We start from the raw sequence: 18,966 nt of genomic DNA on the forward strand, positions 1-18,966 counted from the left end.
GATGACACAAAACCAACTGGCCGCATCGATCCTTGTCGTGGACGACAACCTGACCAGCCGCATGAAAATGTCTATGGCTGTCAAGCAGTTGGGCCACGTGACAGAAGCCGCGCAAGACGGAAGCGAGGCGCTGGCGCAACTGGCAGATGGCAGTTTTGACCTTGTCCTGCTGGACATCGAAATGCCTGTTCTGGACGGCTACGGCGTGTTGGAGGCGATGAAGGCTGATCCAGCCTTGCGCGACATTCCCGTGATCGTCATCTCTGCGGTCGAGGATATGGAGGCCATCGTCAAAGGCATCGAACTGGGGGCGCAGGATTTTTTGCCCAAGGATTTTGACCGCGTTCTTTTTGCTGCCCGTGTCGGTGCGTGCTTGCAGCAAAAGCAATTGCGCGATCAGGAGGCGAGCTATCTGGCCCAGATCGAAACCGAACGCCGCCGCGCGGATGATCTGTTGCACGCCACCTTGCCTGCACGCGCCGTCAGCGAACTAAAGGCCACGAACGAGGTCAAACCGCGCCGTTATGAAGATGTCGTGGTGATGATGGTCGACGTGGTGGCCTTCACCGATTACTGCGACAAGAACCCGCCGGAACTGGCTGTACGCCATCTGCAAAACCTAGTCGCGCGGTTCGAAGAGATCACGTTTTCCCATGGGCTGGAAAAGATCAAGACCATTGGTGATGCCTATATGGCGACCGCTGATCTGTTGCAGCCTCACGCTGATCCGGCCCTTGCCACCGCGCGCTGCGCGCTAGACATGACGCGCGTTGCGGCCAGTGTAACGGATGGCTGGCATGTGCGCATCGGGTTTCACATCGGCCCGGTCGTGGCCGGGGTGATCGGACGCCACCAGCACCTGTTCGATCTGTGGGGGGATACGGTCAACACGGCGGCGCGCATTACCTCGATGGCCGCACCCGACACCGTATACGCCAGCGCGGATGCCTGGGCACGTTTGCAAGGCAGGTGCACAGGCACAAGCAAGGGTGCGCTGCCCGCCAAGGGCAAGGGCGCGATTGACGTCTTTCAGATCGACGGATTGGTGGATTAGGAGCGCGCGCGTGCCTTGCGGGTCGCCGTCAGCTTCATGTCTGGGGCGGCAAGACGCGCGGCAGGTCCACACCACGCATAAGCCAGAAGGCAGGGGTCGCGATCACCCGTGGTGATGCGATGTTCGTCGCCCGAGCGGTTGAGGATCAGTGAACCGGGCGCAAACACGGCAGCATTGTTTTCTGACCAGGCCCCCGCGATCGAGATATAGCTTTCCTCGATATCGGAATGGCTGTGTTGTGGATATGTGGTGCTGGGTGCAAACAGGACAAAGCCAAGGATCAGGTTGTCGCACTGCACAGGACCTTTGGGTCCAAGAACTTCGCAATAGGCGTATTTCTGGGCCAGTGATTTCGACAGTTTTTCGTAACCATATTCCCATGTCAGGCTGTCGCGCACTTCGCGCAGCGCACGTGCCATGCCCTGCATCGCGCCCCGTTCGCCCAGATCGAGAGCGCGGGCAAAATGTGCGGTGACGGGCTTGGTTTCACCCCCGTTGCTCAGCACTGCGGGGTTCTTGGCCATGGCGGCCGACAGGCGGTCGCGCACCCGTTTGCGATGCCCGCGGATCGCCGCGCTGCCTCCGGCAGAGCCATAGCGATAAAGCGCATCGAATTCGCGCAGCAGGTACAGCCAGTCGGGCGCATCGGTCAGGCGCACTGACGCTCCCATCTGATCACCACCAAGGGGTTCGGGCCTGTCGGACAAATCGCAATCTCCGCATTGCGTGGGGGATGTTTGATCTCCGCGTACACGACATCGCGCGGTTCGCGCAATCCATTGCACTCACCTTGTGCAACGGGACATCGCAGACGCGCGCAGCCTGCCGGTTTCCGCGTCAGCGCTGCGCAGTTTCTAACCCTGCAGTGCCTTGACGCCCACATCCCCCTGCGCCTGCTCGCGGATGGCCAACGTGGCGGCGTAAGACCCCGCAGCTGTCGTGAAATAGGGGATCTTGTCATAAAGCGCGATGGACCGGATCGACTTGGAATCCTCGACCGCCTGCGCGCCTTCGGTGGTGTTCAGAACCAGTTGCACACGCCCGTCCTTCATCATGTCGGTGACGTCCGGGCGGCCTTCGTACACTTTGTTGACGGTGGCACAGTCGACACCCTGGCTTTCGTACCACGCAGCCGTCCCACGCGTCGCAACGAGGGTAAAGCCAAGGCCGACAAGGATTTGCGCGGCTTCCAGCATATCGGGCGTCTTGTCCGCATCCTTTATCGAGATGAAGGCACAGCCCGCATCCGGCAGCACCATGCCCGCCCCCATCTGCGCCTTGAGGAAGGCGCGCGCGAATGTGCGATCCCACCCCATGACTTCGCCGGTCGAGCGCATTTCGGGCCCCAAAATCGTGTCCACACCCGGGAAACGGGCAAAAGGCAGCACGGCCTCTTTCACCGAGAACCACGGCATGTTGGGGTCAGCCAGCGTCATGGGATCGCCAAGCGGCAGGACCGCGTCATAGCTGGCGGTTGCATCATAGGGCGCGCGCAACGGGAAGTTGCTGAGCGGCTCTCCGGCCATGATGCGCGCGGCGATGGAAGCGATCGCTGAGTCCGTCGCCTTGGCGACAAATGGCACAGTGCGCGAGGCACGCGGATTTACCTCGATCAGGAAAATATCGTCGCCCTGCACTGCGAACTGGATGTTCATGAGGCCCACGACGTTAAGCGCAAGAGCAAGGGCGCGCGTTTGCACCTCCACTTCGGCAATAACGTCTTTGGAGAGCGAATAAGGCGGCAGGGAACAGGCGCTGTCTCCGGAATGCACACCGGCTTCTTCGATGTGCTGCATGATGCCCGCGACGTGCACGTCGGTGCCGTCACAGAGCGCATCGACATCAAGTTCCACCGCGCCGGACAGGTAGCTGTCGAGCAATACGGGACTGTCACCTGACACCACGACCGCCTCTGCAATATAGCGTTTGAGCTGGCCCATATCCCGCACGATTTCCATTGCCCGCCCGCCCAAGACGTAAGAAGGGCGGATCACAAGCGGAAAGCCGATGCCTTCAGCGATTTCAAGGGCTTCCGCGTCAGAATGCGCGATGCCGTTCTTGGGTTGTTTCAGGCCAAGGTCCTGCACCAGCTTCTGAAAGCGTTCGCGGTCTTCGGCCAGATCAATGGCATCGGGCGTGGTGCCCAGGATGGGAATACCTGCATCCTGCAAGGCGTTGGCAAGTTTCAGCGGTGTCTGTCCGCCGAACTGCACGATGACACCGTGCAGCGTGCCTGCCTCCTGCTCGACGAGCAGGATTTCCATCACATGTTCGAACGTCAAAGGCTCAAAATAAAGCCTGTCCGAAGTGTCGTAGTCCGTGCTGACCGTTTCGGGGTTACAGTTGATCATGATCGTCTCGTAACCGGCATCTGTCAGCGCGAAACATGCGTGACAGCAGCAGTAATCGAACTCGATCCCTTGTCCGATCCTGTTGGGACCACCGCCAAGGATCACCACCTTTTGCTTGTCCGACGGGCGCGCCTCGCATTCGACCGCGCCGAATACGGGCGTCTCGTAGGTTGAGTACATGTAAGGCGTTTGCGCTTCGAATTCTGCGGCGCATGTGTCGATGCGCTTGAACACTGCTGTGACGCCAGTGTCATGGCGCAAACTGCGCACGTCCTTTTCCGTTGTGCCGGACAACGCCGCAAGCCGCGCATCGCTAAAGCCCATCATCTTGAGCGCGCGCAGACCGTCCGCATCCTGCGGCAAACCGTTCGTGGCAACATGCGCTTCGCTTTGGACAATCTCGCGAATGCGGGCAAGGAACCACGGATCGAACATGGTCACGCCATGGATTTCGTCGTCTGACAGCCCGTGGCGCATGGCCTGCGCGATCAGGCGCAACCGGTCCGGGGTTTGTGCGGCGATGGCCTTGACGATGGCGGCATTGTCCGGCGCGCCGGGGATGTCGATTTCATCCAACCCGGTCAGGCCGGATTCCATGGATGCCATCGCCTTTTGCAGGGACTCGTGGAAGGTGCGGCCCACCGCCATGACTTCGCCAACGGATTTCATAGCTGTGGTCAGTGTCGCCTCTGATCCTGGGAACTTCTCGAAGGCGAATTTCGGAATTTTAGTGACCACGTAGTCGATGGTCGGCTCGAAGCTGGCGGGCGTCACCTTGGTGATGTCGTTGTCAAGCTCGTCCAGTGTATAGCCCACGGCCAGTTTCGCCGCGATCTTGGCAATCGGGAAGCCTGTGGCCTTGGACGCCAACGCAGACGAGCGGGAGACGCGCGGGTTCATCTCGATCACGACCATGCGCCCGTCTTCCGGATTGATCGCCCACTGAACGTTTGATCCACCCGTTTCCACGCCGATCTCGCGCAGCACCGCGATGGAGTGGTTGCGCATGATCTGGTATTCCTTGTCCGTGAGCGTCAGGGCAGGGGCCACGGTGATGGAATCCCCGGTGTGCACGCCCATCGGGTCCACGTTTTCGATGGAGCACACGATGATAGCGTTGTCAGCGGTGTCGCGGACCACCTCCATCTCGTATTCTTTCCAGCCCAGCAGGCTTTCGTCGACGAGGATCTGACCCACCGGACTGGCATCCATGCCCGAGCGGCAGATGGCCATGTAATCGTCGCGGTTGTAAGCAACGCCGCCGCCTGTGCCGCCGAGGGTGAACGCAGGGCGGATGATCGCCGGAAGGCCGATATCCTCAAGCGTTTCAAGGGCGATGCTGACCCCTGCATTCAGGTCCTTCTTACCGTCGTCATCCTTGGGGGCGGTCACGATTGTGGCGCGCGGGTTTTCGATGCCCAACCGATCCATCGCCTCGCGGAACAGCTTGCGGTCTTCGGCCATTTCAATGGCTTCGCGCTTCGCCCCAATCATCTCGACGCCGAACTTTTCCAACACGCCCATTTCTTCGAGCGCCAGGGACGTGTTGAGACCGGTCTGCCCGCCCATTGTGGGCAGCAGCGCATCGGGGCGCTCTTTTTCGATGATCTTGGCGACAACATCCGGCGTGATGGGTTCGATATATGTGGCGTCGGCCAGCCCGGGATCAGTCATGATCGTGGCCGGGTTCGAGTTGACGAGGATGACGCGATACCCTTCTTCGCGCAGCGCCTTGCAGGCCTGTGCGCCGGAGTAGTCGAATTCGCATGCCTGACCGATGACAATGGGACCCGCGCCGATGATCATGATCGACTGTATGTCGGTACGCTTTGGCATCCTTGGCCCCCCGGATATGAGGTCAGTCTGCGCCGCCGGGCGCAAGCAAATTGTCTGCGTTATAGGGATGGCTCGGGAAGGTGCAAGGGGGGCATGCGCAAACGGCGCGCGGTCATGGCGATGCGGCGCGGAACAAATGCAAAGAGGGCCCGGAAGGCCCTCGATTGTCGTCATTTGGTGTCTGCTTCTGATCGGGTGCGCGATTACCGGCGGATCAGGCGGGACAAGAGTGAACGCGACTTTTCAGCGGAAACCGCAGCGGGCATTTCGACGGGCGCGGGTTGTGGCGCGACCATTTCGACGGGTTCGATGGGCTTTGGCTTGGGGGCGCTCATCGCACCGCGCATATGTGGCGGGCGCTGCACACCGTTCTTTTCGGCGGCACAGGCGGCTGTTGCGGCACCGGGCATCGGGCGCGGTGGCATTGTTGCAGCTTCGCTGGCGGATTCAAAATTTGCGGCGTCCAGAAGGTGGGCCTGACCCTGCTCTTCAAGGATTTCGCGCACCGAACGCATCATCCGTGTCGTGCGCTCGCTTGCGTCCGCGCTTTTCAGCTCTTGGCGGTGTCCATATTCCATGATCTGCAACCTCCGTTCTGGATGGACGGGGCGATTGTCCTGTCCGATTGAAAAACCATGGCCGCAAAAAAAGGCAATTATGTGGTCAAAGCGGGGTTTATGCGTGCCCTTTGTGCCGGATGCCCGGCACTGTCGTTTACGGGGCGCTGCCGAAACGTCATAGGTCCGCCGCATCCAGATAGGCGCGCACCGTTGCTTCAAAGGCGCGCGGACTGTCGGCGTGCAGCCAGTGGCCCGCATCCGGTATCTTGGCAAAGCGCGCGTTGGGAAACAGCGTCTGGATGCTGGGGCGATAGCTGCGATCCACATAGTCGGACGTCGCACCCGACAGGAATAGCACGGAACCCTCATGACTGGCCGCAAGATCGGGAAAGCCGATGATCTGTGCCATGTTGTCCGCCAGCGCATCCAGGTTCAGCCGCCAGCGCTTGGCCGAAACATCAAGCGATTGGGTCAGAAAGCTGGTCAGGGCCGCGTCCACACCCAGTTCGGCAAGTTGGTCATTGGCGTCTGACCGTCGGGTCACAATAGACAGGTCCACGCCGCGCATGGCCTTGATGTATTGTATCTGGGAATGGGAATAGCCCACGGGTGCAATGTCGCCCACTACTAGGCGGCGCAGGGTGTCGGGGCGGGTGAGGGCAAGCACCATCGCGGCCTTGCCCCCCATCGAATGGCCCAAGACATCCATGGGGCCACCGAGGTGGTCGATGACCTCTGCCAGATCACCAGCCAGCGCCGCATAACTGTTGTCATCGTCCCAAAAGCTGGTCCCGTGGTTGCGCATGTCCACGGTCGTCACAGGCCTTGTGTCCGACAGGCGTTTTGCGATCACACCCCAGTTGCGCCCCGACCCGTAAAGGCCATGGGCAATCAAAAGCGGTGTGCCGGGGCCGTCCCCGTGGGTGGTATAGGCGAGCATGACGGGATGCTTAGCCCGGAAAACCCGTGTGGACCAGAGGGATTGAAATCGCGGCTTGCGCCGGGTTAATGCGTCATCGATGGAGACTGAGGACAGCATAAGCAGACGCAGCGCACGGGTGCAAAGCGCCCTGGAGGGGGCATTTGGCGTACGCGCCAAGAGCCTCGCCGCGGCGTTGCGCAAAACGGGGCGGCGCATGCCGCGCCGACTGCACGCGCAGGCCCAGCACATCGTGGATGCCGAAGGGTTTGGAGGCCATCCAAAACTCCTGCGACAGGTCGACAGTGCCACATTGGCTCAGGCGGAAAGTGCAGTGGTGTCGTGGCTCGACACAGTTGACCGGGCCGATCAGCGCAAGGCGTTCTGGATTGGCATCGGGGCGACGCTGGGGTTCAACATTCTGGTGATCGTAGCCGGCGTCGTTTTCTGGATGTGGTCGACCGGGCGGGTCTAAGGCGTCTGTTGGCCAAACGCGTATCGGGCACGTGGCTTGAGATCAAATGCTATGGGCGCTGGCCTGGGGAGGTAGGCATGACCCGCCGACCTTGCGGCGGTTCACGTTCTAACCTTCATTGCCTGCATAGCCAGTCCATCGTTCGGAGACGATGCCGAAATCGCACCTGTGGCGTTGATCGAGATATATTCATGTGTTTGACGATAAAGGGATGCGATTTATCTCATAACTGGAATGCGAAACACTGGCCTTTTTTGCACTGAATTCATGCGCCGGGTGTTCCGTCGACGTACATGCTGGCGCGTTGCAGGCTTCTGAAGCAATGCCTGCAGGTTTATTACGCATGTTAAAATCCGGACAGCTCGGTCGGCAACTCCTCATTCCTAAAGTTGTATCCTGAGCGTGTGAATTGCGCAGTTTCACCTTTGAACCTGTGGAATTTTGTCGCGGCGAAAGGGGCGTTTTCTGCAGTGCCGCATGAACTTGCCAGCGTTTCCAGGGGATTCGCGGCAGGGCACATTTTTCACCTGCAAACGGGAAAGGTGTGCACAGACTGATTTTCGAGGCGCTGGTGCGGAACGGTAGGCTGGCCCGCACTCAATCCGAAGTCTGCCTTTAAAATCAAGGACTCGCACATGATCAAATCCTGGGCGGTTGGAGGTCGGGTTTGCTGCAATCCTGAGCGTTAAGAAAAACTGTTGACCTGTTGTCATCTTTACGCAATTGTTTCCGTGTGTAAAAAATGGGAGGACACTAATGTCTATCAAACGCACTCTGCTGAGTTCGGTCGTCGGCCTTGGCCTGACAGCCGGTATCGCAGCAGCCGACGGTCACTCGGCCACCATCACAATCGCCACTGTCAACAACGGCGATATGGTGCGCATGCAAGGTTACACCGACAAGTTCACCGAAGAGACAGGCATTGCCGTCGAATGGGTGACACTGGAAGAAAACACATTGCGCTCGCGCGTCACCACGGACATCACCACCAAAGGTGGCCAGTTCGACATCATGACAATCGGCATGTACGAAACGCCGATCTGGGGTGCCAATGGCTGGCTTGTTCCGCTGGACGATCTGTCCGCAGAATATGACGTCGATGACATCCTGCCCGCCATGCGCAACGGTCTGTCCAACGATGGCACGCTCTATGCGGCACCGTTCTACGGTGAATCCTCGATGGTGATGTATCGCACGGACCTGATGGAAGCCGCTGGTCTGGAAATGCCTTCCGACCCGACATGGCAGTTCATCCGCGAAGCCGCGGCTGCAATGGACAACCCTGCCGAAGACATCAACGGCATCTGCCTGCGCGGCAAAGCCGGTTGGGGTGAAGGTGGTGCGTTCATCACAGTCACAGGCAACTCGTTCGGCGCACGCTGGTTCGACGAAGACTGGAATGCACAGTTCGATCAGCCACAATGGGCTGATGCGCTGAACTTCTACGTCAACCTGATGAACGACTATGGCCCAGAGGGCTATGCGACCAACGGTTTCAACGAGAACCTGTCGCTGTTCAACCAGGGCAAGTGCGGCATGTGGATTGACGCGACTGTTGCGGCGTCTTTCGTGACGGGCGATGACTCCACTGTGGCTGACCACGTCGGTTTTGCATTGGCACCCAACAACGAAGGTGTCGAAAAGCGCGCCAACTGGTTGTGGGCATGGGCGCTGGCCATCCCTGCAGGCACACAGCAAGAAGCTGAAGCCAAGCAGTTCATCGAGTGGGCTACAAGCAAGGACTATATCGAGCTTGTTGCAGCCAACGAAGGTTGGGCAAATGTTCCTCCGGGTGCACGTACATCGCTGTACGAAAACCCAGAGTACCAAAAAGTGCCTTTCGCACAGATGACCCTGGATTCGATCAACGCGGCTGACCCGACCGACCCAACAGTCGATCCGGTGCCATATGTTGGTATCCAGTTTGTTGCGATCCCTGAATTCGCAGGCATGGCCACAGAAGTCAGCCAGGAATTCTCGGCTGCTTATGCCGGTCAGCAGACCGTCGAAGAAGCACTGGCGAAAGCGCAAGCGATCACCAACGAAACCATGGAAGCCGCCGGCTACCGCTAAGCCGACGCCTTCAAGCGGAGGGCGGCCGACACTTCTGTCGCCCTCCGCGTACCCAGTTCCCAAGAAACGTTACCCACCCGAACTGGCGTCGCCCTGACCGGCGGCTGCCCACAGAGGAGACGTGTCAAAATGGCGACCAAAGCTTCCCGATCCGCTGCCCGAGTGATGATGGCACCCGCCGTGATCCTGCTGCTGGGCTGGATGTTAGTACCCCTAATCATGACCTTGTGGTTTTCATTCCGTACCTACCTGCCATTGCGTGGTGGTGACCAGGGCTGGACCGGTTTCGACAACTACGTCCGATTTGTGACCTCAAGTTCATTCTGGCCCGCAATCGCGACGACGCTGACCCTGTTGATCGGCGTTCTTGTCATCACCATCGTTCTGGGTGTCCTTCTGGCGATCCTTCTGGATCAGCCGATGTGGGGGCAGGGCGTTGTCCGTATCCTTGTGATCGCGCCGTTCTTTGTCATGCCGACCGTGTCCGCGCTGGTGTGGAAGAACATCTTCATGGATCCCACCAACGGGCTGTTTGCGCACCTGTGGCGGTTCTTTGGGGCTGAACCGGTCAGTTGGCTGTCGGATGCGGCTATGCCGTCGATCATCCTGATCGTCAGTTGGCAGTGGTTGCCCTTTGCGACACTCATCCTGCTGACCGCGATCCAATCGCTCGACAGTGAACAGCTTGAAGCCGCCGAAATGGATGGCGCATCTGTTCTGTCGCGCTTTTTCTACATCGCACTGCCGCACCTTAGCCGGGCCATCACCATCGTGGTGCTGATCCAGACGATTTTCCTGCTGGCGATCTTTGCCGAAATCTTTGTCACCACTGGCGGCGCATTCGGCACCCGAACCTTGTCTTACCTGATCTTCCAGCGTGTGCTTGAAAGTCAGAACATCGGACTTGGGTCTGCGGGCGGTGTCTATGCCATCATCCTTGCCAACATCGTTGCCATTTTCCTGATGCGCATCGTCGGCAAGAACCTCGATTAAAGAAGGGAGGACGATATTATGGCACGTGCTGTTACAAACCAACGCAAGGCGATCAATACGACCGCTGCGTGGATCATTGGTCTGCTGATCTTCTTCCCTATCCTGTGGACGATCCTGACCAGCTTCAAAACCGAAGCACAGGCGATCAGTGACCCACCGGTCTTCCTGTTCTTCGACTGGACGACCGAAAACTATTCCACGGTGATGGAGCGGTCGAACTATGGCCGGTTCCTGTGGAACTCGATCTTCATCGCCGGGGGCTCGACCCTGCTGGGGATCATCATCGCGATCCCTGCGGCGTGGTCGATGGCCTTTGTGCCCTCAAAGCGCACCAAGGATATCCTGCTCTGGATGCTGTCGACCAAGATGCTGCCAGCGGTGGGTGTGCTTTATCCGATCTACCTGCTGTTCATCCAGTTCGGGCTGCTCGACAACGTCTATGGCCTGACCTTTGTGCTGATGCTGATCAACCTGCCGATCATTGTGTGGATGCTTTACACCTACTTCCGCGAAATTCCAGGCGAGATTCTGGAAGCGGCGCGGATGGACGGTGCAGGGCTGAAATCCGAGATTCTCTATGTGCTCACGCCCATGGCGATCCCGGGGATCGCATCAACGGTGCTGTTGAACTTTATCCTGGCGTGGAACGAAGCGTTCTGGACACTCAACCTTACCGCGGCCAAAGCCGCCCCACTCACGGCCTTTATCGCCAGCTATTCCAGCCCTGAAGGTCTGTTTTATGCGAAACTGAGTGCGGCATCGACAATGGCCATCGCACCTATCCTGATCATGGGCTGGTTTAGCCAGAAACAACTCGTCCGGGGCCTGACCTTCGGCGCAGTCAAATAAGGAGCACGACTATGGGACGCATTGAGCTCAAGCAGGTTCAGAAGAAATTCGGTGATGTCGAAGTCATCCCACCTCTGGATCTTGAGATAAATGACGGCGAGTTTGTCGTCTTCGTTGGCCCCTCGGGCTGCGGAAAATCCACCCTGTTGCGATTGATCGCGGGACTGGAGGACACCACCGCAGGCAACATCGAAATCGATGGGGCGGACGCCACCGCATTGCCGCCTGCCAAGCGCCGTCTTGCGATGGTGTTTCAATCCTACGCCCTTTATCCGCATATGTCGGTGCGCAAGAACATCGCGTTTCCGATGAAAATGGCGGGCATGGATCAGGCCGAGCAGGACAAGCGGATCGAGAATGCCGCAAAGGCGCTCAACCTGACCGACTACCTTGATCGTCGCCCGGGGCAATTGTCCGGCGGGCAGCGTCAACGGGTCGCCATTGGCCGCGCCATCGTGCGTGAACCTGCGGCGTTCCTTTTTGACGAACCTTTGTCCAACCTTGATGCCGCCCTGCGGGTCGGGATGCGGATGGAAATCTCCGAGTTGCACAAGAAGCTGGCGACCACGATGGTCTACGTGACCCACGACCAGGTCGAAGCCATGACAATGGCCGACAAGATCGTGGTGTTGCAGGCCGGTGTAATCGAACAGGTCGGCAGCCCGCTTGAACTCTATCGCACGCCGCGCAACAAGTTCGTCGCCGGGTTTATCGGCAGCCCCAAGATGAACCTGATCGAAGGGCCAGAGGCCGCCAAGCACGATGCCCATACCATCGGCATCCGGCCCGAACATATCGAGGTGTCCACGACCGAAGGTCAGTGGCAGGGCACCGTTGGTGTCGCCGAGCACCTGGGATCGGACACGTTCATCCACATCCACGGTATTCCGGGCTGTGATCCGATGACGGTGCGTGCCAGCGGCGAGGTTACGGTCAAGCATGGCGACACTGTGTACCTCACACCGTCGGCGCCCCAGATCCACAAGTTCGGGGCTGACGGTCTGCGCATGTCATGAGGACGCTGGACGGCAAAGTTGCCATCGTCACAGGCGGAGCGCGCGGCATTGGCCGCGCGATCTGCGAGGCGATGGCGGATGCCGGGGCCAAGGTGGCCGTGGCTGATCTGCGCCTGGAAGACGCCAAGGAGACCGCTGAGGCGATTGGCGGTCTCGCCGTCGCACTGGATGTGACTGACTTTTCCAGCCTTGCGAGTGCCGCAGATGAAGTGGCGCATAACCTTGGCGGGATCGACATCCTTGTGAACAATGCCGGCATTTTCAACATGGCCTCGATCGACCGCATCACGCCCGAGGACTACCGCCGCCAGTATGACGTCAATGTCGGTGGCACCATCTTTGCCTGTCAGGCGGTTGTCGCGCATATGATCGAGCGCGGCGGCGGGTCGATCATCAACTTCTCTTCGCAGGCCGGGCGACGGGGCGAGCCGAACATTGCCGTTTACTGTTCGACCAAGGCGGCGGTGATCTCGATCACCCAATCGCTGGCCCTTGAGCTGGCGGGCGACAATATCCGGGTCAATGCCATTGCCCCCGGCGTGATTGACACCCCCATGTGGGATATCGTCGATGCACAATTCGCCGAATACGAAAACAAGCCCAAGGGCCAGAAAAAGCGCGAAGTGGGCGAGGCCGTTCCGCTGGGCCGCATGGGCGATCCCCGCGATGTCGCCGACCCCGTTGTTTTCCTTGCCTCTGATGCGGCGCGCTATATCACAGCCCAGACGTTGAACGTCGATGGCGGAAACTGGATGAGCTGATGTTGGACGACATACAAACACTCTCGAATGCCGCCCTGAAGGACCTCGCAACCGCGATCAGTGTGCCCGTCTATGATCGCAGCGCGATCACGCCCGGCATCGTGCATATCGGTCTGGGCAATTTCCACCGCGCCCATCAGGCATGGTATCTGCACCGCCTCATGCAGCAAGGCGACGCAATGGACTGGGGCATCATCGGTGCCGGTGTGCGCGCAGGCGACGAGGCACAGCGCAAACGTCTTGCGGCGCAGGACTACCTTACCACCCTGATCGAGCTTGACCCGACTGGACGCTCTGCCGAGGTGACCGGAGCCATGATCGGCTTTGTTCCGGTCGAAGAAGACAACGCTGCCCTGATTGCCCAGATGGCGGACCCGGCCATTCGGATCGTTGCACTGACGGTCACCGAAGGGGGCTATTACATTGATCCCGTGACCAAGGCCTTTGACAGCGCTCACCCGGATATGGCGCATGATGCAGCCCATCCCGAGCGTCCGCGCACGGCGTTCGGTGCGATGATTGCAGCGCTGCGCATACGGCGTGACGCGAGCATTGGCGCGTTTACCGGGCAAAGCTGTGACAACCTGCAAGGCAACGGCGCAATCCTGCGCCAGACGCTCGTGTCGCTTGCGCGCATGTCCGATCCGGAGCTTGCCGACTGGATCGATGCACAGTGCACCTTCCCGGATTCCATGGTCGATTGCATCGTGCCCGCCACAGGGCCGAAAGAACTGGAGTTGGTCAAATCCTTTGGCATCGAGGATGCCGCCCCCGTGACCCACGAGAATTACCGCCAATGGGTGATCGAGGACAGGTTTTGCGCCGGGCGACCGGACTGGGACAAGGCCGGGGCGACCTTTACAGATGATGTGCACGCCTTTGAGGCGATGAAGATCCGGATATTGAACGGCGGGCACCAGTTGATTGCGGACGCAGGCGAAGTCCTGTCGGTCGAATTCATCGCAGGCTGCATGGCGCATCCATTGATCGGCGATTATTTCAGAAAAGTGGCCGGAACCGAGATCGCACTGCAAGTGGATGCCGTGCCGGGCATGACCCCGGAAACCTACGTGTCCCTCATCGACCGGCGGTTTTCCAACCCGGAAATCGTAGATACCGTGCGGCGCGTGGCCTTTGACGGATCATCTCGCCAGACCGGGTTTATCCTGCCAACCCTGCGCGACGCCCTTGCCAAAGGCGATCCGGTTGAGGGCCTCGCCCTGTCGCAGGCGATCTGGGCGCGTATGTGCGAAGGCACGCGGCAGGACGGCAGCGCCATCGCGCCAAACGATCCGATCTGGGACAGCTTGAACACGGCTGCCAAGGCTGCGCGGACGCGCCCCGAAACCTGGCTGGGGCAGCGTGCACTCTATGGTGATCTCGCTGATAACGCGGTGTTTCGTGACAGTTTCGTGCGCTGGCTGGCGTTGATCTGGGATGAGGGCGTCGAGGCGGCGTTGACGGCCTATCTGAAAGGGTAGAGGTTCAGTTTTGTTCGACCATCAGTCCATTCGTTGCAAGACGATGTACGAACGAAGTACGTAATCGCGAAACACATCGACCGGGCTACTCGCAGGAGCTCGGAGCGTTCATTTCCAAAGTTCGATCCGCCGGATCGGACTTTTTGCTTCACAAAATGGAAATGAATGGTGGGCGACCCTGGAATCGAACCAGGCGTGCGTCTCCGCGAGGGAGTTACAGTCCCCTGCCACACCTTGCGGCCTGTCGCCCACTGCGCCATTAGGGGAACAACCCCGGCAGCGTGAGCGCGTGAGTATCGCCCCCCAATTCAAGGGTCAAGGCAGAAAATCGAGCCATCCGGAACGCAGGGCTGACTGAATTGAGGACACCATGAAAAAACCCAAATGGGTTGTTCAGAAAGAGCAGGCGAAAAAGGCTGATGCGGCAAGCACCGTGTGGCTGTTTGGGCTCCACGCAGTGCGCGATGCGTTGATGAACCCAGCGCGCACCAAGCTGCAACTGATCGTGACGCTGAATGCCCAAACCAAGCTGGCCGATGCCATCGAGGCCGCCGGGATCACGCCGCAGGTTGTCGATGCGCGCAAGTTCACGGCGCCGCTCGATCCCGGCTCGGTCCATCAGGGCGCGGCGCTTGAGGTCAAGCCGCTAGAATGGGGCAGTCTGGCAGATGTGGCCATAGGCGCTGAAAATCCGCGTCTCATCCTGCTGGATCGCGTGACCGACCCGCACAACGTGGGTGCCATCCTGCGCTCTGCCGAAGTGTTGGGGGCATCCGCCGTCATCGGGATGCGCCATCACGCAGCGCCTGAGACCGGCGCGCTGGCCAAGACGGCCTCGGGCGCGCTGGAACGACAACCCTACGTGCGGGTGCGCAACCTCGCCGATGCCATCGTCGCGCTTCAGGGCATGGGCTACCTCGTGATTGGTCTTGACGGCGAAGCGGACCAGACCATTGAGACGGCCCTTGGAGGCCAAAAGGATCGCCCGGTTGCGCTGGTTCTGGGGGCCGAAGGCCCGGGCCTGCGCCAAAAGACTCGTGAAACCTGCGATATGCTGGTCCGTATTGACGCAACCAGCGGGTTCGGATCGCTCAATGTCTCAAATGCGGCTGCAATCGCCCTATATGCATCCAAGGATCACACGTAAGAGGCCGCACCATCGCTTATCCGACCAAAATCGCCACCTGCTGCTATTGCGGCACCCGGGCTGCCCTCGTGATGGGCGGCAAGGGGCGGCACGAACTGGCGTGCTCGAAATGCGGCGCACCGCTGCACAATCTCAAGATGCTGCCGCGCGACAGATCGGGCGACCGGGAGGTCGTGCGGCCCTCGCGGGTGCATCGGCAGCCAGAACAAAAGGCCAGACCGGTCAAACCGATCAAGAAAAAATACAAACGCAAAAAATCCCGCTGGGGCGACTTTTTCGAAGACGCCTTTGACATTATTGAGGATATTTTCGATTGAGGGTGCATTTGGGCGGAAAATTGCCGATCCGCTTTAAGGTTTCGTTCACAGATTTGCGAGACACACTTTCATAGAGCCGAGATGTCCTTATCTCGAGTTGTGAGCTGCAGGTTTGGAACTCCTGCAGATATTCACTGTCCCTCGTTCCACACCTTGCGCGCCCCTTTCGCTTTGCGATCGGGGCGTTTTTTTGTCACATGGTGCCAGAAACAGGGGGCGTGTGTGACAGAAACCTATTCAGATCAGCATCTGCGCGATGTTCTCAAGGGGACGTCATCGGTTGCAGTGGTCGGCGTATCGGGCAATCCGGTGCGCCCCAGCTATTTCGTGGCGCGCTATCTGGCGTTGAAGGGATTCAAGGTTCACCCCGTCAATCCGGCCTATGCCGGGCAAACTTTGTTCGGCGCACAGGTAGTTGCGCAGCTGGGCGATTTGAGCACGCCCATCGACATGGTCGATATCTTTCGAAGGTCCGAAGCGGTTCCCGAGATCGTGGACGAGGCACTGGATGCACTGCCCGGCCTGAAAACCATCTGGATGCAGATCGGCGTGACCCACCCCGAGGCGGCGGCCAAGGTGCGCGCCAAAGGTATCACGGTCATTCAGGACCGGTGCCCCAAAATCGAATATCAGCGTCTGTTCGGTGAATTGCGCATGGGCGGTTTCAACACCGGGATCATCTCATCGAAACTGTGAGTCGGGCAGGGGCGTCTATTGCAGGCGCGTCCATACCTGGCTTTGGCAGACCGGGCCAAGGCATCCGCTGACTTTCATGCGGTCCCCCTGCACGGAAATGCGCCCGGCATATTCGCGTTGATGGGCCGGAACAAAGGCGCGCCCGACAAAGTCTGACCCTTTGGGCACCATGTCCCAGAACACTTTCTGACCGACAGTGGGGGCTGCGACCGGTGCGCCGGCCTTGTCATAGACACGCACGATGGTGCCACAGATCGCGGAACCGCAGGTCTCGGCACGGACATTTGCCACCTGACCCTTTTGATCGGGTTGAGTTCGCCACAGCCCGACAGGATCAGCGGCAAGTGCCGCATTCGCACCTAGGGCCAGAGCGGTGGCGAACACAGGCAAAGTGATGTTCAATTTCGGCGTACAGGGCATAGCTGTGATCTCCTCTTGCTTTGACCGGATGTGTTGGTGCGCATTCGCGATGGCAGCGTGCACGTTTAGTAAAGCAAAGTAGGTGGCTGGCCAAACCGTTCAAGTCAGACGGAAAAAACCCGCACCAAAGGCGCGGGTTTCAGCCGATCCGTCATGGATCAAAGGTTTAGTTGACGCGTGTCCACGTCTGTTTCTTGCAGAACGGTCCGACGCAGCCTGACACGTTCAGGGTATTCCCGCTCAGCGACATCTTGGATTTGAACACCTTGCCGGTGGAGGGTTGCCAGATTTTGCCGGACCCATAGCTGCCGTCGCCGCCGGGCACCATGTCCCAGACCAACTGCTTGCCGATGTTTTCCGAGTCAATCGGGCCGCTGGCATCAAACGCCTTGGCAATCGTGCCGCAGATATTTGCGCCGCACGGTTTCATGCTGATATGGGCATAGGCCCCGTCATCGACTTCGGTCTTCCATGTTCCCGCAACCGGATCAGCGTGTGCGGCCCCGGCCAGAACCGTCATCGCCGCTGCGATCATCATTTTTTTCATGCGTGTTCTCCTCCACTATGGCGCAGACTTTGCGATATGGACGCCGTCCAGATCAACAATGACCTAGGGTCGCGTTGCAATTCGTGACGCAAGGTGACAGATGGCGGGCGACATCCGAAAAAGGCGCAAGAACGATGATCCTTTACCCCGCCATCGACCTCAAAGACGGACAGGCCGTGCGCCTTGTCCATGGCGATATGGACCGTGCAACAGTGTTCAACGACGATCCTGCCGCGCAGGCCAGTGCATTTGTTGCCGCCGGGTGCGCATGGCTGCATCTGGTCGATCTGAACGGTGCATTTGCCGGTGCCCCGGTCAACGCCGCCCCGGTCGAGGCGATCCTCAAGGCCTGCCCGGTGCCTGCCCAATTGGGTGGCGGCATCCGCGACATGGCCACCATCGAGATGTGGCTCGATAAAGGGCTGGAACGGGTGATCCTGGGCACCGTGGCCGTTGAAAACCCCGACCTCGTGCGGGAAGCGGCCCGTACGTTTCCCGGCCATGTGGCCGTCGGCATTGATGCACGTGGAGGCAAGGTCGCGACCAAGGGCTGGGCCACTGAAACGGACGTCGATGCAACAGACCTTGCCAAATCCTTCGAAGATGCCGGGGTGGCGGCGATCATCTACACCGACATCAACCGGGACGGCGCGATGGGCGGGCCCAATATCGACGCAACCCAAGCCTTGGCGCGCGCCGTGTCCATTCCGGTCATTGCATCCGGGGGCGTGTCATCGATGGATGATCTGAGCGCGCTGAAGGCGACAGGCGTGATCGCGGGCGCGATTTCCGGGCGCGCCCTTTATGACGGGGCCATTGATCTGGCCGCCGCCTTGTCAATGCTGCAGGACTAGTCCTACTGCGCCACGGCCCCGGTGAACTTGGCCAGCGCGCCGGTCATCACCGCCAGATAGGGGGCATCCTCTGACACGCCGCCCAGTCGGGTCAGCATCTCGGTCGGGTCTTCGTAGGCGATCATGGTCTTGCCGGTGCCATCTTCGTAGACCAGCACCTTGAGGGGCAGGAACAGGCCCGAAACAGGATCATCCTTGATCGCGGGTGTGCCGACCTTGGGATTGCCAAAGATCAGCAGTTGGGACGCGCCCACGTCATCGCCGATTGAGGCCGCACCTGCGCCATGATCCACGCGGGCAAAGATGTTCAGCCCGGCCCCTTCCATGGCGCTGACCAGTTGGTCGACGGTTTCCGTCACGCTTGCTGCGGCCTCTTTGCGTATGATGCCGTTGTCGCCTGCTATCGCCGCACCTGCCATCGTCATTATCACCGCCACTGTTGCCAGAATTTTCATGGGTCACGTCCTCCTTGTATGATGGCGATAATGACCCATTGCAGTGTGGCCGCCAGCAAATTTCGCGTGATCGGTGTGACATCGCCGATACCCGGCTTGCACAAAGGGCGCGGATCAGGGCTTGCACGCCTGAACATCGGCCCCTCTTTGGTTGAAAAATCC

Annotated in this window: 19 protein-coding genes and 1 tRNA gene; 12 read left to right on the forward strand and 8 right to left on the reverse strand. The window is 59.6% G+C overall.

From position 1 onward, the window contains the following. The first annotated feature begins 1 nt into the window (after position 1). Positions 2–1,054, forward strand: a complete 1,053-nt coding sequence (locus ACERZ8_RS12670; protein ID WP_407592544.1) for an adenylate/guanylate cyclase domain-containing protein — start codon at positions 2–4, stop codon at positions 1,052–1,054. On the opposite strand, the gene ACERZ8_RS12675 is transcribed toward ACERZ8_RS12670, so the two are convergent. The 4 genes from ACERZ8_RS12675 to ACERZ8_RS12690 form a co-directional block, all read right to left on the reverse strand. After that, complete coding sequence (locus tag ACERZ8_RS12675; RefSeq protein WP_407594262.1) at positions 1,051–1,725, reverse strand: dimethylsulfonioproprionate lyase family protein; 675 nt, start codon at positions 1,723–1,725, stop codon at positions 1,051–1,053. The two genes, ACERZ8_RS12670 and ACERZ8_RS12675, sit on opposite strands and share 4 nt — an antisense overlap. Before the next feature lie 183 nt (positions 1,726–1,908). Beyond that, positions 1,909–5,241 (reverse strand): carbamoyl-phosphate synthase large subunit, encoded by a 3,333-nt coding sequence (gene carB, locus ACERZ8_RS12680; protein ID WP_407592545.1) that lies wholly within the window; start codon positions 5,239–5,241, stop codon positions 1,909–1,911. Positions 5,242–5,444: 203 nt separating this feature from the next. Beyond that, positions 5,445–5,819 (reverse strand): hypothetical protein, encoded by a 375-nt coding sequence (locus ACERZ8_RS12685; RefSeq protein WP_407592546.1) that lies wholly within the window; start codon positions 5,817–5,819, stop codon positions 5,445–5,447. Between the two features lie 157 nt (positions 5,820–5,976). Further along, positions 5,977–6,741 carry an alpha/beta fold hydrolase gene (locus tag ACERZ8_RS12690; RefSeq protein ID WP_407592547.1) on the reverse strand — a complete coding sequence of 255 codons (765 nt, stop codon included), beginning with the start codon at positions 6,739–6,741 and terminating at the stop codon, positions 5,977–5,979. Positions 6,742–6,937: 196 nt separating this feature from the next. Between ACERZ8_RS12690 and ACERZ8_RS12695 the strand changes: the two genes are divergently transcribed. From ACERZ8_RS12695 to ACERZ8_RS12725, 7 genes are all read left to right on the forward strand, one after another. Further along, complete coding sequence (locus tag ACERZ8_RS12695) at positions 6,938–7,195, forward strand: hypothetical protein (RefSeq protein ID WP_407592548.1); 258 nt, start codon at positions 6,938–6,940, stop codon at positions 7,193–7,195. A gap of 756 nt (positions 7,196–7,951) precedes the next feature. Continuing rightward, positions 7,952–9,268 (forward strand): ABC transporter substrate-binding protein, encoded by a 1,317-nt coding sequence (locus ACERZ8_RS12700; RefSeq protein WP_407592549.1) that lies wholly within the window; start codon positions 7,952–7,954, stop codon positions 9,266–9,268. Positions 9,269–9,397: 129 nt separating this feature from the next. Beyond that, on the forward strand, positions 9,398–10,261 hold the full coding sequence (locus ACERZ8_RS12705; RefSeq protein ID WP_407592550.1) for a carbohydrate ABC transporter permease: 864 nt from the start codon (positions 9,398–9,400) through the stop codon (positions 10,259–10,261). Between the two features lie 18 nt (positions 10,262–10,279). Next, positions 10,280–11,110, forward strand: a complete 831-nt coding sequence (locus tag ACERZ8_RS12710; RefSeq protein ID WP_407592551.1) for a carbohydrate ABC transporter permease — start codon at positions 10,280–10,282, stop codon at positions 11,108–11,110. 11 nt (positions 11,111–11,121) lie between these two features. Beyond that, positions 11,122–12,126, forward strand: a complete 1,005-nt coding sequence (locus ACERZ8_RS12715; protein WP_407592552.1) for an ABC transporter ATP-binding protein — start codon at positions 11,122–11,124, stop codon at positions 12,124–12,126. After that, positions 12,123–12,887, forward strand: coding sequence for an L-iditol 2-dehydrogenase (locus ACERZ8_RS12720; protein WP_407592553.1), 765 nt, complete (start codon positions 12,123–12,125; stop codon positions 12,885–12,887). Before ACERZ8_RS12715 ends, ACERZ8_RS12720 begins: the two co-directional genes overlap by 4 nt. Continuing rightward, on the forward strand, positions 12,887–14,368 hold the full coding sequence (locus tag ACERZ8_RS12725; RefSeq protein ID WP_407592554.1) for a mannitol dehydrogenase family protein: 1,482 nt from the start codon (positions 12,887–12,889) through the stop codon (positions 14,366–14,368). Before ACERZ8_RS12720 ends, ACERZ8_RS12725 begins: the two co-directional genes overlap by 1 nt. A gap of 166 nt (positions 14,369–14,534) precedes the next feature. Here the strand turns inward: ACERZ8_RS12725 and ACERZ8_RS12730 are convergent. Then, positions 14,535–14,618, reverse strand: a tRNA-Tyr gene (locus ACERZ8_RS12730). Positions 14,619–14,738: 120 nt separating this feature from the next. Here ACERZ8_RS12730 and rlmB point away from each other — a divergent pair. The 3 genes from rlmB (at position 14,739) to ACERZ8_RS12745 (ending at position 16,528) form a co-directional block, all read left to right on the forward strand. Continuing rightward, positions 14,739–15,515, forward strand: coding sequence for a 23S rRNA (guanosine(2251)-2'-O)-methyltransferase RlmB (gene rlmB, locus ACERZ8_RS12735; protein ID WP_407592555.1), 777 nt, complete (start codon positions 14,739–14,741; stop codon positions 15,513–15,515). Positions 15,516–15,586: 71 nt separating this feature from the next. Beyond that, the gene (locus ACERZ8_RS12740) at positions 15,587–15,832 is read left to right on the forward strand and encodes a hypothetical protein (protein WP_407592556.1); all 246 of its coding nucleotides are present in this window, start codon (positions 15,587–15,589) and stop codon (positions 15,830–15,832) included. Positions 15,833–16,054: 222 nt separating this feature from the next. Further along, positions 16,055–16,528, forward strand: a complete 474-nt coding sequence (locus ACERZ8_RS12745) for a CoA-binding protein (protein WP_407592557.1) — start codon at positions 16,055–16,057, stop codon at positions 16,526–16,528. A gap of 15 nt (positions 16,529–16,543) precedes the next feature. Here ACERZ8_RS12745 and ACERZ8_RS12750 read toward each other — a convergent pair whose 3' ends face one another. Both ACERZ8_RS12750 and ACERZ8_RS12755 read right to left on the reverse strand, forming a co-directional pair. After that, positions 16,544–16,948 carry a DUF2147 domain-containing protein gene (locus ACERZ8_RS12750; protein WP_407592558.1) on the reverse strand — a complete coding sequence of 135 codons (405 nt, stop codon included), beginning with the start codon at positions 16,946–16,948 and terminating at the stop codon, positions 16,544–16,546. Positions 16,949–17,114: 166 nt separating this feature from the next. Next, positions 17,115–17,495: a DUF2147 domain-containing protein gene (locus ACERZ8_RS12755; protein ID WP_407592559.1), complete on the reverse strand. Its 381-nt coding sequence runs from the start codon at positions 17,493–17,495 to the stop codon at positions 17,115–17,117. Between the two features lie 134 nt (positions 17,496–17,629). Between ACERZ8_RS12755 and hisA the strand changes: the two genes are divergently transcribed. Beyond that, complete coding sequence (gene hisA / locus ACERZ8_RS12760) at positions 17,630–18,349, forward strand: 1-(5-phosphoribosyl)-5-[(5-phosphoribosylamino)methylideneamino]imidazole-4-carboxamide isomerase (protein ID WP_407592560.1); 720 nt, start codon at positions 17,630–17,632, stop codon at positions 18,347–18,349. A gap of 2 nt (positions 18,350–18,351) precedes the next feature. Here hisA and ACERZ8_RS12765 read toward each other — a convergent pair whose 3' ends face one another. After that, a complete protein-coding gene (locus ACERZ8_RS12765) occupies positions 18,352–18,804 on the reverse strand; it encodes a DUF302 domain-containing protein (protein ID WP_407592561.1) in 453 nt (150 codons plus the stop codon). Positions 18,805–18,966: the final 162 nt, after the last annotated feature.

The sequence above is a fragment of the Tateyamaria armeniaca genome, from assembly GCF_045797845.1.
GTDB lineage: Bacteria > Pseudomonadota > Alphaproteobacteria > Rhodobacterales > Rhodobacteraceae > Tateyamaria > Tateyamaria armeniaca.

Coding starts and splice junctions, on each gene's coding strand:
- ACERZ8_RS12750 (WP_407592558.1), bottom strand. CDS start 16,948: ATGCCCTGTACGCCGAAATTGAACATCACTTTGCCTGTGTTCGCCACC.
- ACERZ8_RS12685 (WP_407592546.1), bottom strand. CDS start 5,819: ATGGAATATGGACACCGCCAAGAGCTGAAAAGCGCGGACGCAAGCGAG.
- ACERZ8_RS12690 (WP_407592547.1), bottom strand. CDS start 6,741: ATGCTCGCCTATACCACCCACGGGGACGGCCCCGGCACACCGCTTTTG.
- ACERZ8_RS12725 (WP_407592554.1), top strand. CDS start 12,887: ATGTTGGACGACATACAAACACTCTCGAATGCCGCCCTGAAGGACCTC.
- ACERZ8_RS12715 (WP_407592552.1), top strand. CDS start 11,122: ATGGGACGCATTGAGCTCAAGCAGGTTCAGAAGAAATTCGGTGATGTC.
- ACERZ8_RS12700 (WP_407592549.1), top strand. CDS start 7,952: ATGTCTATCAAACGCACTCTGCTGAGTTCGGTCGTCGGCCTTGGCCTG.
- ACERZ8_RS12705 (WP_407592550.1), top strand. CDS start 9,398: ATGGCGACCAAAGCTTCCCGATCCGCTGCCCGAGTGATGATGGCACCC.
- ACERZ8_RS12720 (WP_407592553.1), top strand. CDS start 12,123: ATGAGGACGCTGGACGGCAAAGTTGCCATCGTCACAGGCGGAGCGCGC.
- hisA (WP_407592560.1), top strand. CDS start 17,630: ATGATCCTTTACCCCGCCATCGACCTCAAAGACGGACAGGCCGTGCGC.
- ACERZ8_RS12740 (WP_407592556.1), top strand. CDS start 15,587: ATGGGCGGCAAGGGGCGGCACGAACTGGCGTGCTCGAAATGCGGCGCA.
- ACERZ8_RS12755 (WP_407592559.1), bottom strand. CDS start 17,495: ATGAAAAAAATGATGATCGCAGCGGCGATGACGGTTCTGGCCGGGGCC.
- ACERZ8_RS12670 (WP_407592544.1), top strand. CDS start 2: ATGACACAAAACCAACTGGCCGCATCGATCCTTGTCGTGGACGACAAC.
- rlmB (WP_407592555.1), top strand. CDS start 14,739: ATGAAAAAACCCAAATGGGTTGTTCAGAAAGAGCAGGCGAAAAAGGCT.
- carB (WP_407592545.1), bottom strand. CDS start 5,241: ATGCCAAAGCGTACCGACATACAGTCGATCATGATCATCGGCGCGGGT.
- ACERZ8_RS12710 (WP_407592551.1), top strand. CDS start 10,280: ATGGCACGTGCTGTTACAAACCAACGCAAGGCGATCAATACGACCGCT.
- ACERZ8_RS12675 (WP_407594262.1), bottom strand. CDS start 1,725: ATGGGAGCGTCAGTGCGCCTGACCGATGCGCCCGACTGGCTGTACCTG.
- ACERZ8_RS12765 (WP_407592561.1), bottom strand. CDS start 18,804: ATGAAAATTCTGGCAACAGTGGCGGTGATAATGACGATGGCAGGTGCG.
- ACERZ8_RS12695 (WP_407592548.1), top strand. CDS start 6,938: ATGCCGCGCCGACTGCACGCGCAGGCCCAGCACATCGTGGATGCCGAA.